The organism is Methylobacterium sp. B1, assembly GCF_000333255.1.
GTDB lineage: Bacteria > Pseudomonadota > Alphaproteobacteria > Rhizobiales > Beijerinckiaceae > Methylobacterium > Methylobacterium fujisawaense.
On sequence record NZ_BACT01000608.1, the window covers coordinates 1 to 11,995 of the forward strand.

An 11,995-nucleotide genomic window follows, 5' to 3' on the forward strand; every position below is an offset into this window, starting at 1 on the left:
CGCAACACCACCACCGACCGCGCCGCGCTCCTCGAGCTGCTCGCCGGCCGCAAGGTTCTGAGCCTCGCCGGCCATACCCACACGACCGAGCACCATTACCTCGCCGACGGGCACCACCATCACGTGCTGACCGCCGTCTCGGGCTCGTGGTGGAGCGGTCCCGACGCCCGCACCGGCATCCCCTCAGCCGACAGCCGCGACGGCACGCCGAACGGGTTCCACGTCCTGTCGATCCGCCGCGCCGACTACACGTCGCGCTACGTCGCCGCGCAGGGTCAGCCGGACGAGACCATGCGGATCCTGTTCGAAAGCGAGTTGCGGGCCGGCGCGCCGGAGGTGGTGCGCTGGACCCGGCCCGTGCAGGGTCTCCGGCCGCCGGTGCCGCAGGACGCGCTCCCCGACACGACCCTGGTGGTGAACGTGTTCGACGGCGGCCCGCGTACGCACCTCGCGTTCCGGATCGGCGAGGCGCAGGCCCGGCCGATGGCGCGCACCCGCCGCCTCGACCCGTTCGTCACCGAGCTCTACGAGCGCTACCCGGAGACCAAGAAGAGCTGGGTGAAGGCGACGCCCTCGACCCATATCTGGACGGCGCGGCTTCCGGACGATCTCGCCCCGGGGGCCCACCGGGTGATCGTGGAGGGGACGGACGAGTACGGCCGCCCGATCCGCGGCTGCACGGTGCTGGAAGTCACCGGCGAGCGCAGCCGCGGCTGAATCCGGGCGCCGCGTGCTCGGCGGCGCCCGTGCGGGTCACGCCGCCAGCTGGCGGGCGCCGTGGCCACCCTCCTGGATCTCCTCGATGACCTTCGCGCAGAAGGCGTCGAGATCGCCCGGGTTGCGGCTCGTGACGATGCCGTGATCGGTCACGACTTCCTTGTCGTGCCAGCGGCCGCCGGCATTGATCACGTCGGTCCGGATCGAGCTGAACGAGGTCAGATCGCGGCCCTTGGCCGCGCCGGTCTCGATCAGCAGCCACGGGGCGTGGCAGATCGCGGCTACGACCTTGCCGGATGTGAGGAAGCTCCTGATCACGTCGAGCGCCCGGGGCTCCAGCCGGAGCTTGTCCGGGTTGATCTGACCACCCGGCAGGACCAGGGCGTCATAGGATGCGGGATCGACCTGCTCCAGATCGGTATCGACCGCGACCTCCTTGCCCCAGTCGGTCTTGTCCCAGCCGCGGATCGTACCCTTGCTCTGGCGCGATTGCGGGGCGGCGACGGTCACGGCGGCGCCGGCCTGGGCCAGCTTGGCCTGCGGGACGGTCAATTCGCTCTCCTCGAAGCCGTCGGTGGCGAGGATCAGGATCTTGGCTTGGCGGATGTCGGGCATGGCGGGTGTCCTCTTTGGGGATCTGCCCGGCTAACGGAGGGTCGTTCGTCCTGTTCCTGCGGCCCTCGGCCGCCCGGTCGCGTCCCAAACCGGATGTCGGTGCGGTCAACGGAACTCCCGCGAGGGCGACCCGTTGGTCACCATCCCAACCGCCAGGAGTCGCGTCATGGCCAATCCCGGTCTTCCCGAGCCCACGCCCGGCGACCTGCCGCCGCCCCCGCCGGCGCCCGATGAGGAGCCCGATATCGGTCCGACCGGTCCGCGCACGCCTTATCCGGTGAACGATCCGGGGATCGGAGAGCCCGGCGGCCCGGGCTCCGAACCCGACGTCTTCCCGGGCACGCCGACCGATCCCGGCACCCGCATGTGAAATGCTGTCAGTGACCGCCGTGCGAGGTTCGCACGTCGCGCGGCGCGCTGAGGATTTCGGAGAGGCTCGTCACCACGTGGCGGGCCTCTTCGTCCGTGAGGCGAAGCTGGAAGGGCGGTAGCGCGCCGGCCTGGAGGGCGACCACGGCCTGGCCTTCGTCATCGGTGCCGATCTCGATCGCGGACGACGTCACGTCGAGCATGGCGACCTCTTCGTCGCCCATCTCGTCGGCCATGTCGGGCTCGTCCGTGTCGTCGATCGCCGTCAGAAGTTGCCCGACGGCGCGCACCAGCGCCCGGGCGGCGCGGGCATCCATCACCACTGCCGTCGCCTGATCGTCCTTCTGGAAGGACAGCTGGATGTTCGCACCGTCCAGCGAGACCGAGATGCCTGCCATGTATCGTCCAGAGCCACGCGCCTTAACTGCTTGAGCGCATTCCGTATATGCATCGTGAACGCCCGGAATCACAGGGGGCGGGGCCTCTCGGCCGCCTCCCGATCCCGGCCTGCGACGCAGATGATACGCCGCTCATGCCTTGTTGCGGCCGCAGCCTGCGCTTAAATACGTCCTCGGGGGGCTTTTCCACCGAGGCTGACGCTGCTCAAGGTTCAGCGACTCGCGCCCCGCCGCACTGGCCAAATCCAGAAAGACCGTGGTGCATCACGCGGCCCTCGTGCCGCGCGGATGGCCTATGGACGAACGAGGTACACTACGTGAATACCGGCACTGTAAAGTGGTTCAATGAGACCAAGGGCTACGGTTTCATCCAGCCCGACGATGGCGGCAAGGACGTGTTCGTCCACATCTCGGCAGTCGAGCGCGCCGGGATGCGCAACCTGATCGAAGGCCAGCGGATCACTTACGAGATCCTCACGGACAAGCGTAGCGGCAAGGACGCCGCCGGCAACCTGCAGGCGGCCTGACCGTCGCAGGATTTGAAGGCGCCTCACGCGGCTTTCCTTGCGCCAGCCGGTACAGGTGAAAGGCGCGCATGACGCGCGAAGCGGCCGCCCGAAGCGGTTCCCCCTTCCGACGCTGCCATTCCGGGCAAGATCGCCCGGTCCGGGTCGCGTCGGAGGCAATATCCCAGAAACGACGCCGGACGGAGCCAACGTTCGGTCCAGAGAAGAAAAGACACAGATGTTGTTCGAGTTTACACGGCGCCGCGGCGTCCGTTCCCCCGTGACCGATGCGCCGACCTTCCGGGTGGGCAAGCTGGCCCGGGCCAAGACCGCGGAGCAGACCGGGGTCGATGTCAGCGACCTGATCGACCGATCCTACAATTACCATTCCCCGCGCGAGCTGCATTGGCATCTCGCCGAGCGCCTCGGGCTCGCGCCCGGCGCGGTGAAGCTTCGCGAGGCGGCGGCGGCCTGAAAGGCCGGACCGCCGGTCTGCGCAGGGCCTCGTCCTCAGACGTCCCAGGCGGACAGGACGGGGTCGCGCAGGCCGACCGGTGCCGCGAGCAGCTCGCCGTGCACCGGGTCGGGGCGGTTGTAGAGCGTCGCCGCCCCCCCGAAATCGCAGACCACGCCCCCTGCCTCACGCAGGACGAGGTCGGCGGCGGCAAGGTCCCAATCGCGGGCATTGCCGGAAATCATCCCGATATCGACCGTTCCGTCCGCCACGCGGGCGAGCCGCAGGGCGAGAGACGGGATCCGCGCGATCACCTCGAAATCCGGTTCCGTACCGGCGCCGCGGGTCAGACGGTCGAGCATCGGCTTCGGGCCGGTGATGCGGGCGCCCGTCAGGTGCTGCCGTGCATCGACGCGGATCGGTTCGCCGTTCCGCGTCGCGCCGCGACCGCGCACCGCCTCGTAATCGGCGTTGCCCACCGGCGCGTGCACGAACCCGATCAGCGGTTCGCCGCCCGACAGGAGCGCAACCGCGATCGACCAATCCGGATGGCCCGACAGGAAGGCCCGCGTCCCGTCGATCGGATCGACGATCCAGACGAGGTCGTGGCCGAGGCGGGCCGGGTCGTCGGCCGTCTCCTCCGACAGCCACGCGGCGCGCGGCACGAGGGCGCTCAGGCGCACCTTCAGGAAGGCATCCACCGCGACATCCGCCTCCGTCACCGGCGAGCCGCCGGCCTTGGACCAGATGCGGGCCGAAGTCTGACCGCCGAGCCTGAAGAACGGCCGCGCGATGTCGGCCGCCTCGCGCATCACGGCGCGCAGCTCCGGCATGAGGGCGGATACGGCATCGTCGGTGAGAGAGTCGGGCATCGCGCTCCGCGTGGAATCCGTGCGGCCCGCGAGGGCCTTGCTGTCCCGTCCGTCCGGTGACGCGGACGTCCGGGCCCGCCTGGGCTCACCCGCTCGGGCTGAGAAGACCCGGCACGGAGGATCGCGCGCCCGGTCGCCTCGTTGTACGGCGCCTCCCGCAGCGCCACAAGGATGCTGGTTGATCGTTCGATAACGACCGGTCTGGGCAAGGAAATGTTGAGCATTCAAGGAAGCATTGAGCATTCCGCAAATGACAGCGCTGTCCAGATTCGCTTAACGACGGCTCTTAAGCGGTGCGGAGGAGTTCGGGTGCGATTTTGCTTGGCATAACGGACGGCCCGACAGGGACCGCCACTTGCTCCAGGGACTCGGACTGATGAACACTTCCCCGGCCACGGACAAAAGCCACGCAGGACACCCGATGCACGGTGCCGACACCGCGCCCCGTTTCATCGCTTCGCCGCTTCCGGTGATCGGTCGCGCCGCGGGTGCGCGCCGCGCCGTCGGGATCGCGCTCGCCTATGCCACCGAGGATGCGGAGATCACCGGGGCCGACCGGTTCAGCCTGATCCTGGTGGATGCCGAAGGCGACGTGCTCCAGCGTCTCGGCAGCTTCGAGGAGGACGACGTCGTCGCCGTGTGGCGCGACATCGCGGCGCGGGCCGGACTGACGCGGATGATCGTCCGCGAGGATGGCCTCCTGGTCCCGGTCTCGCAGCAGATCGGCCGGCTGATTCTCGGCCAGGTCCGGGTTCGCCGCCGTCATGCAGGCCTCGGCCGCCGCCGCCCGCGGTTCCTGGCCCGCCGCAAGACCGGCCGGCTGCCGGCGCGTCCGCAGATCTTCCGCGGCGAGAACGAGATCATCGCCCGCACCTGAGGGCGCCGACCGCTCTTAGACGAGATTGCGCAGCACGAGGTCGGCGGTGAGGCCGACGAACAGAAGCAGACCGGCATCCCGGTTCGACCGGAACAGCGCCAGAGCCCCGCGCCCATCGCGTTCCCGCAGCGACAGGACCTGCCAGGCGAGGTGCCCGGCGAAGGCCGCGACGCCCAGATACCCGACGAATCCCGCACCGGCCCCGCGCGCCGCCAGCATTACGAAGGCAGCCGCCAGCGCGTAGCAGAGCCCGACGGCGAGACGCACATGCCGGCCGAACAGGCGCGCTGACGAGCGGATCCCCGCGATCTCGTCGTCCTCGATATCCTGCACCGCGTAGATCGTGTCGTATCCGATGATCCAGCACAGGGCGCCCGCGTAAAGCAGCAGCGCCGGCGGATCGAGGCGGGCGAACACGGCGGCCCAGCCCATCAGCGCTCCCCAGGCGAAGGCCAGGCCCAGAACTGCCTGCGGCATGGGCATGACCCGTTTCATGAACGGGTAGATCGCCACCGGCAGCAGCGAGCAGAGGCCGATGATCACCGCCTCGGCGTTGAACTGCAGCAGGACGGCCAGCCCGATCAGGGCCTGGATCACCAGGAAAAGGGCAGCATGGCGCGGACGGACCTGACCGGAGGGCAGGGGGCGCAGGCGCGTGCGCTCGACCTGCGCGTCGAGGTCTCGGTCGGCGATGTCGTTGTAGGTCGAGCCCGCCCCGCGCATCGCCACCGCGCCGATCAGGAACAGGAGGCAGTGCCAGGGATCGGGAAAGGCCTGATCCGCGGCGATCGCCGCCAGGGCGGCCGACCACCAGCAGGGCAGGAGGAGGAGCCACCAGCCGATCGGCCGATCGATCCGGGCGAGGCGCAGGTATGGACGCCAGGAACGGGGCGCCAGCCGGTCGACCCAGTGACCGGAGACGGCATCGGCTGGCCGCCCGTCGTCAAGCGCCGTCCCGTTCATCGGTCGGATCTCCGGTCGTGCCACACGTGCGTCCCCCATCGCTGCAGAGGGGGGACCCGCGCCGGATCCGTGATCCTCTCAGACGATCTTACAGAGCGCCCTGCGGCAGCTTGAAGCTGCCGGTCAAGCCCGGTCCGCCGAGCAGGCCGCCGCCACCGCCGCCGGCCTGGGCCTGGGCCTGGGCGCGGGCCTGCGCCTCCATCTTGGTCGCCTGAGCGGCGACGCTGCAGATCTTGGTGCGGATGCCGCTGACCTTCACGTGGTCGGCCTTGAAGCCTTCCGCGAAGGAATCCGGGATCGAGCACCATTCCTTGTTGGCGGCGATCCACTTGATGCCCTCGGTGCCGTTGGCCTGGAGCTTCCCGAACAGGGCGCAGGCCTCCTGCGGGGTCATCTTCTTCTTGGACTGCGACGCCGCATTGGCGCGGCCGACCAGTGCCTTGCGCTCGGCCAGGGTCTTCTGGATGGCGCCGCATTCCGGTGCCGCGCTCTGCGCGAACGCGGCGGTACCGAACACGACGGTGCCGACCAGCACCGCCGCCCCCAGCTTCAGACTCCCCTTCGCCATTCCGAGACTCCCTCGACGCCCCTGCCGAATCCGCGAGCGGCCGGCTTTCTTCCGTTCCCCTGGGTTCGCCATAGGATTGTGGCGTCAATCGAGCGGCAAACCGGCTGCGCCATGCACCGGTGGACTGGCTGCCGAAAACCGGGGCTCGTAACCATTCGGCAACACTTTCGGGCGCGCGCCCCGCGTTGACAGGCTCGCCGCCCCGCGCGACCACGCCGCCATGCCGGCCTATGACTTCACCGCCCCGCGCCTTCACGTCGCGGCCGATCTCGCCGCGGGCGTGATTCTCCCCCTCGATCGCGCCCAGGCCAACTACCTGCTCAACGTGCTGCGCCGGGGGCCGGATGATCCGGTCCTGGTCTTCAATGGACGCGACGGCGAGTGGCGCGCGCATCTGGTCCAGACCGGGCGCAAGGGCGCCGACCTCCACGTCGCCGCGCGGACGCGCGCCCAGACGAAGCCGGCCGACCTGCATTATCTCTTCGCCCCGCTGAAGAGCGCGCGCCTGGACTACCTCGCGCAGAAGGCGGTCGAGATGGGCGCCGGGACGATCCGCCCGGTCATCACCCGGTACACGCAGGGCGACCGAATCAACATGGACCGGTTGCGGGCCAATGCCGTCGAGGCGGCCGAGCAATGCGGCATCCTGACGATTCCCGATTGTCCCGACCCCGAGCGTCTCGCCCCGGCCCTGGCGGGGCTCGCCCCCGAGCGGCTCCTGGCGTTCTGCGACGAGGACGCGCCGGTGCGCGATCCCGTGCAGGCGCTGCGGGCGGCCGCCGATCCGCAGGTCCCGCCACCGCTCGCCGTGCTGGTCGGTCCGGAGGGCGGCTTCTCGGAGGAGGAGCGTGCGCTGATCCGGGCGCGGCCGAACACCGTCGCGCTCTCCCTGGGACCGCGCATCCTGCGGGCCGACACGGCCGCGGTCGCCGTGCTGGCCCTGGTGCAGGCGGTCCTCGGCGACGCGCGCTGAAGGCAGCCCGGCCCGATCCATGTGTGCCCGCGCACATGAAGGCGTCAGCCCGGACGATTGTTTCCCCGGATCGGACGTGAAGCGGCGCGCCGGCCGAGGCCGCCGCGTTGTGGGTTCCCGGCGGCTCGATTATGTCCCGGAACGGACGCCGCCTGCGCCGCGGGCTCATCGGGGTCGGGGGCGGGTGTCCGCCCGGAGCCCGCTCGCGAGAGCGGGTCGATACCGGGTGGATCCGCCGAAGCAGTTCGGCGCGCCCGTTCCAAGGCATAAGTCAGACGCACGGGCAGGCAGCGCATGGCGCGCGACAGCAACGACACCACGCCGCTCACCACGCGCGCCGAACTGATCGAATGGTTCGCGGCGGGCGAGAAGCCGCGCGCCCGCTTCGCGATCGGCACCGAGCACGAGAAGATCCCGTTCTACCGGGAGAGCCGGGCGCCCGTCCCCTATGACGGGGATCGCGGCATCCGGGCCCTTCTGGAGGGCCTTGCCGGCGAGACGGGCTGGGAGCCGATTGTCGATCTCGGCAACATCATCGGCCTGTCGGCGGAGGCGGGCGGTGCGATCTCGATCGAGCCCGGTGGCCAGTTCGAGCTGTCCGGCGCCGCGCTGCCCGACGTGCACGCCACCGCCGCGGAACTCGCCACGCATCTCGCCGCCACGAAGCGGGTGGCCGATCCCCTGGGAATCGGTTTCCTGACGCTGGGCATGAGTCCGAAATGGCGCCGGGACGAGACCCCGGTCATGCCCAAGAGCCGATACCGGATCATGGCCGGTTACATGCCGAAGGTCGGATCGCTCGGCCTCGACATGATGCTGCGCACCGCCACGGTGCAGGTGAATCTGGATTTCGCCTCCGAGGGCGACATGGTGCGCAAGATGCGCGCATCCCTGGCGCTGCAGCCGGTGGCCACCGCGCTCTTCGCCAACTCCCCCTTCACCGACGGCCGGCCGAACGGCTTCCTGTCGCGCCGGTCCGAGATCTGGCGCGACACCGATGCCGATCGGACGGGGATGCTGCCCTTCGCCTTCGATGCCGGGTTCGGTTACGAGGCCTATGTCGACTGGCTGCTCGACATGCCGATGTACTTCGTCAAGCGGGGCGACACCTACCACGACGTGTCGGGCGCCTCGTTCCGTGACCTGATGGCCGGCAAGCTGCCGCAGCTGCCCGGAGAGTTCGCGACGGTTTCGGACTGGGCCAATCACGCCTCCACCGCCTTCCCCGAGGTCCGGCTGAAGCGTTTCCTGGAGATGCGCGGCGCCGATGTCGGCGATTCCGGCATGATCGCCGCCCAGGCCGCTTTCTGGGCGGGCCTCCTCTACGACGAGGCGGCCCTCGACGCGGCCCTCGACCTCGTGAAGGGGTGGAGCCCGGCCAATCGCGAGGCTGCGCGGGCCACCGCACCGCGCCTCGGGCTCGCGACTCCGGTGGCCAACACCACCCTCGGCGCGGTCGCCGCCGAGGCCCTGGCGATCGCCCGGTCGGGTCTGCGGGCACGGGGCCGCCGCGACGCCGAGGGGCGGGACGAGACCATCTACCTGCAGCCTCTCGAGGCCATCGTCGCGGCCGGCCGGACGCGGGCAGAGGATCTGCTCGCCGATTACGAGGGCCGCTGGGGCGCCTGCGTGCGGCCGGCCTTCGCCGAATGCGTCTTCTGACGCCTCTCTGATCGACCGACGCACCGGGCGCGAATCACGTCCAGAGCGTGCTATTGGAACGTTCCAGCAGGGCGTTTTGCCGCTGGAGGATCGTACCATGACCCGTGTCACCGCCGTCATCCTTCTGGCGATGGCTTCCTTGCCGGCGAGCGGGGGCGCAGGTCAGGCGGCCGATCTGGCACGGTTCGAGGTTCCAGGCCCGGCGCCGGGCCCCGGCCGCTGGCATTACGGGGCGGGCGGACGCATTGCCGGAACCGTGGCGGCCCGTGGGCGTCCGCAATACAGCTACTATGGCGAGTACGGTTATCCCGCACCCTTCGGTTACGGCTATGCCTACGCGCTGGTGCCGAGCCACGGCTTCGACTACGGCTATTCCGGTCCACGCTATGTCTGGTCTGCACCAGACAGCTATTACGGGCCTGCCTTCGGTTATTACGAATGGTGAGCGGATCCGCTGGCTTCGCGGGCCGGCGATGCCTATGACGCGCCGGGTGCCGGTCGCTCTGCCGGTCGCTGCGCCGGTTCGGGAGCTTGCGGCGTGCGGGACGAAGATCCGGATTGCGTCGATCTCGACCTCAGCGGGCTGAAATGCCCCCTCCCGGTCCTGCGCACGCGCAAGGCCCTGCGAAGCCTTCCTGCCGGCCGCACGCTGGTGGTGACGTGCACGGATCCGCTGGCTGCCCTCGACATCCCGAATCTCGTGCGGGAGGAGGGCGCGCGCCTCGACGCTGTCGAGCGGCGCGCGGAACGCCTGCGCTTCCGCATCACCGTGTCCGCAAGGCCGCCGCATTCCTGAACGATCCGTGAGCCTTCCAGGGGCAAGGCAGGATCGGTATGGCACCGCGGATCGGGGGCGTGCGCCTCGTGCACGACGGTTGGGCGCGCTACCTCGTGGCCGAGGTGATGCAGGAGGACGGAACCCGCCTCACGCGGGAGATGGAGGATCACGGCCGGGCGGTCGCGGTGCTGCCTTACGATCCGGAGCGGCGGGTCGCCACGCTGGTCTCGCAGTTCCGGGCGCCGGTCCTCTACTCGGGGGGACCGCCGAGCCATATCGAGGTCCCGGCCGGCCTCCTCGACGAGGGCGCCTCGGAGGACGAGGCACGGCGCGAGGCCCTGGAGGAGACGGGGTTGCGCCTGGGGTCGCTCGACTTCGTCGCCAGCGCCTGGTCGATGCCGGGCATCTCCACGGAGCGGATGGACCTGTTCCTCGCCGCCTACGGCGAGGCCGACCGGACCGGAAGCGGCGGCGGCCTCGCCGCGGAGGGCGAGGCCGTGGCGGTGCATGAGATCCCGCTGCCGGAGCTGGCCGCCATGGGCCGCCGCGGCACGATCACCGATATGAAATCGCTGACGCTGCTGTTCGCGCTCCAATTGCGGCGGCCGGACCTCTTCGAGGCGACGCGCTGAGATCAGCCGGCGCGCCGCCCCATCTGCTCCCGCATCGCGAGGCCGATGAAGCGCCAGGACTTGATGAAGTAGCGGCGGAACAGCCGCCGCGGCGCCTGCAGGAACCGGTAGATCCATTCGAGGCCGAGACGCTGCATCAGCTGGGGCGCGCGCGGCAGGAACCCGGCCGCGACGTTCAGGGCGTCGCCGACGCAGAACACCACCGGTTCACCGAGCGTCTGGCCGTGCCGATCCACCCAGATCTCGGATTTGGGCGCGCCCACACCCATCACCAGCAGTGTCGTACCGTGGGCGCGGATCCGCTCCGCCAGCGCGCGGCTGTAGGCCGCATCGTGCTCGAAGCCGAAGGGCGGGACTGCGCTGGCTACGGCGCCGGCCGGAAGGCCCGCCGTCTGCAGGCGAAGGGCCAGGGCGTCCGCCGCATCCTTGCGGGCGGAGACGAAGAAGACCCGCTGCGCGAAGGCCGGCGGATCGGCGAGGACGCAGCCGAGGAGATCGTGCCCGGTGATCCGGTGCACGGGCCGGCGACAGGCCCTCCGGGCCAGCCAGACCAGCGGCATCCCGTCGAGGGTCCTGGCCGCAGCACGCGCGTAGGCCTCGCGAAAGGGGGCATTCTCGCTGAGCTGGACGACATGATCGACATTCGCCGTGACGATCATCCGGGGCCGGCCGTCTCGCCGGGCCGCGACGGCGGCCACGAGGGCCGCGACGGGTCCGGTGTGAAACTGGTATCCGAAGAGTTCGACGGTCGCCTCCGCCTGCGGCGACCCGGACGCCGCGCAGGCGGGGCCGCTCACCGTGTGTGCTTCCCCGCGGACCGGATCCATGGCGCCGAGGTAGAGGCTCATCTCTCCGATGTCACGCATCGGCGGCCCGGAAGCTGGTCGCCGGCCGAGTGGCGGCGCGCAGGGTGCGGCGACGGTCGCTGTCGGCGCCGAGGAGCAGGGCGATGCCGCCGCCGAGCAGCAGGCCGAGGATCAGGGCCACCGGCAGGACGATCTTGGGCGACGGCGGGAAGGTCCGCTGGCGCGCGGGTGTCGCGGCCGAGATGATGCGGACGTTGGTGGTGTTGAGCCGCTCCTGCTCGCTCGCCTCGCGGGCGCGCTTCAGGTAGGCCTCGTAGATGCCGCGGCGGGCCTCAAGAGTCCGCTCCAGTTCGCGCAGGCCGACATAGGCCCGGTCGCTGCTCGCCGTCTCGGTCTTCACCCGGTCGAGATTCGTCCGGATCGCCGCCTCGCTCGCGGCGGCGCGGTCGTAATCCTTCTGGGTCGTCTCGATGATCCGCTCCTTCTCGCGCTGGATCAGGCGCTGCAGGTCGCGCTGCTGGGCGTATTGCTCGGCCATGGCCGGGTGGCGTTCGCCGAGGCGGGTGGCGAGCTCCGCGGTGTTGCGGGACAGCGTGGCGTATTGCTGCCGCAGAGCCTGCATCTCCAGGGATTGCAGCATCTCCGGCAAAGCGGTGCTGGGATCCGACGAGCGCATCCGGCGCGCCTGATCGAGGCGCGACTTCGCCTCGGCGGTCTTGATCGAGGCGGTGACGAGCTGCTGATTGAGGTCGCCGAGCTGCTGGTCGGTGAGCAGGCGGGCGCTGGCCGCCACGAGCTTGTGATC

At 70.2% G+C, this 11,995-nt stretch carries 17 protein-coding genes; 10 read left to right on the forward strand and 7 right to left on the reverse strand.

Annotated elements, in window-relative coordinates; translation table 11 throughout:
• The coding region (locus I53_RS17895; RefSeq protein WP_043353090.1) for a calcineurin-like phosphoesterase C-terminal domain-containing protein at positions 1-717 on the forward strand (717 nt) is incomplete at its 5' end.
• Positions 718-753: 36 nt separating this feature from the next.
• Here the strand turns inward: I53_RS17895 and I53_RS17900 are convergent.
• Positions 754-1,332 carry a type 1 glutamine amidotransferase domain-containing protein gene (locus I53_RS17900; protein ID WP_043353091.1) on the reverse strand — a complete coding sequence of 193 codons (579 nt, stop codon included), beginning with the start codon at positions 1,330-1,332 and terminating at the stop codon, positions 754-756.
• 166 nt (positions 1,333-1,498) lie between these two features.
• On the opposite strand from I53_RS17900, the gene I53_RS17905 reads away from it, so the two are divergent.
• Complete coding sequence (locus I53_RS17905) at positions 1,499-1,702, forward strand: hypothetical protein (protein WP_043353093.1); 204 nt, start codon at positions 1,499-1,501, stop codon at positions 1,700-1,702.
• Positions 1,703-1,709: 7 nt separating this feature from the next.
• Here I53_RS17905 and I53_RS17910 read toward each other — a convergent pair whose 3' ends face one another.
• On the reverse strand, positions 1,710-2,099 hold the full coding sequence (locus tag I53_RS17910; protein WP_043353095.1) for a hypothetical protein: 390 nt from the start codon (positions 2,097-2,099) through the stop codon (positions 1,710-1,712).
• A 317-nt stretch (positions 2,100-2,416) separates the two neighbouring features.
• Between I53_RS17910 and I53_RS17915 the strand changes: the two genes are divergently transcribed.
• Both I53_RS17915 and I53_RS17920 read left to right on the forward strand, forming a co-directional pair.
• A complete protein-coding gene (locus I53_RS17915; RefSeq protein ID WP_010682786.1) occupies positions 2,417-2,626 on the forward strand; it encodes a cold-shock protein in 210 nt (69 codons plus the stop codon).
• 217 nt (positions 2,627-2,843) lie between these two features.
• The gene (locus tag I53_RS17920) at positions 2,844-3,080 is read left to right on the forward strand and encodes a hypothetical protein (RefSeq protein WP_043353097.1); all 237 of its coding nucleotides are present in this window, start codon (positions 2,844-2,846) and stop codon (positions 3,078-3,080) included.
• A gap of 35 nt (positions 3,081-3,115) precedes the next feature.
• Here I53_RS17920 and I53_RS17925 read toward each other — a convergent pair whose 3' ends face one another.
• Entirely contained in the window at positions 3,116-3,931 is an 816-nt protein-coding gene (locus I53_RS17925) for a 3'(2'),5'-bisphosphate nucleotidase CysQ (RefSeq protein WP_043353099.1), read from the reverse strand.
• A 421-nt stretch (positions 3,932-4,352) separates the two neighbouring features.
• Here I53_RS17925 and I53_RS17930 point away from each other — a divergent pair, with 421 nt between their 5' ends.
• Positions 4,353-4,808, forward strand: coding sequence for a DUF6101 family protein (locus I53_RS17930; protein WP_043353101.1), 456 nt, complete (start codon positions 4,353-4,355; stop codon positions 4,806-4,808).
• A 15-nt stretch (positions 4,809-4,823) separates the two neighbouring features.
• On the opposite strand, the gene ubiA is transcribed toward I53_RS17930, so the two are convergent.
• Together ubiA and I53_RS17940 are read right to left on the reverse strand one after the other, a co-directional pair.
• Complete coding sequence (gene ubiA / locus I53_RS17935) at positions 4,824-5,771, reverse strand: 4-hydroxybenzoate octaprenyltransferase (protein WP_043353102.1); 948 nt, start codon at positions 5,769-5,771, stop codon at positions 4,824-4,826.
• An 88-nt stretch (positions 5,772-5,859) separates the two neighbouring features.
• Complete coding sequence (locus I53_RS17940; RefSeq protein WP_043353104.1) at positions 5,860-6,339, reverse strand: hypothetical protein; 480 nt, start codon at positions 6,337-6,339, stop codon at positions 5,860-5,862.
• A 220-nt stretch (positions 6,340-6,559) separates the two neighbouring features.
• Here I53_RS17940 and I53_RS17945 point away from each other — a divergent pair, with 220 nt between their 5' ends.
• The 5 genes from I53_RS17945 (at position 6,560) to I53_RS17965 (ending at position 10,384) form a co-directional block, all read left to right on the forward strand.
• Positions 6,560-7,312 carry a 16S rRNA (uracil(1498)-N(3))-methyltransferase gene (locus tag I53_RS17945; protein WP_043353106.1) on the forward strand — a complete coding sequence of 251 codons (753 nt, stop codon included), beginning with the start codon at positions 6,560-6,562 and terminating at the stop codon, positions 7,310-7,312.
• A 294-nt stretch (positions 7,313-7,606) separates the two neighbouring features.
• On the forward strand, positions 7,607-8,974 hold the full coding sequence (locus I53_RS17950; RefSeq protein WP_043353108.1) for a glutamate--cysteine ligase: 1,368 nt from the start codon (positions 7,607-7,609) through the stop codon (positions 8,972-8,974).
• A gap of 97 nt (positions 8,975-9,071) precedes the next feature.
• Entirely contained in the window at positions 9,072-9,419 is a 348-nt protein-coding gene (locus I53_RS17955) for a hypothetical protein (protein WP_043353110.1), read from the forward strand.
• Between the two features lie 93 nt (positions 9,420-9,512).
• Positions 9,513-9,770: a sulfurtransferase TusA family protein gene (locus I53_RS17960; protein ID WP_043353112.1), complete on the forward strand. Its 258-nt coding sequence runs from the start codon at positions 9,513-9,515 to the stop codon at positions 9,768-9,770.
• Between the two features lie 38 nt (positions 9,771-9,808).
• The gene (locus tag I53_RS17965) at positions 9,809-10,384 is read left to right on the forward strand and encodes an NUDIX hydrolase (protein ID WP_043353113.1); all 576 of its coding nucleotides are present in this window, start codon (positions 9,809-9,811) and stop codon (positions 10,382-10,384) included.
• 2 nt (positions 10,385-10,386) lie between these two features.
• On the opposite strand, the gene I53_RS17970 is transcribed toward I53_RS17965, so the two are convergent.
• Both I53_RS17970 and I53_RS17975 read right to left on the reverse strand, forming a co-directional pair.
• Positions 10,387-11,232 (reverse strand): WecB/TagA/CpsF family glycosyltransferase, encoded by an 846-nt coding sequence (locus I53_RS17970; protein ID WP_236961732.1) that lies wholly within the window; start codon positions 11,230-11,232, stop codon positions 10,387-10,389.
• Positions 11,233-11,242: 10 nt separating this feature from the next.
• The coding region (locus I53_RS17975; RefSeq protein ID WP_043353117.1) for a GNVR domain-containing protein at positions 11,243-11,995 on the reverse strand (753 nt) is incomplete at its 5' end.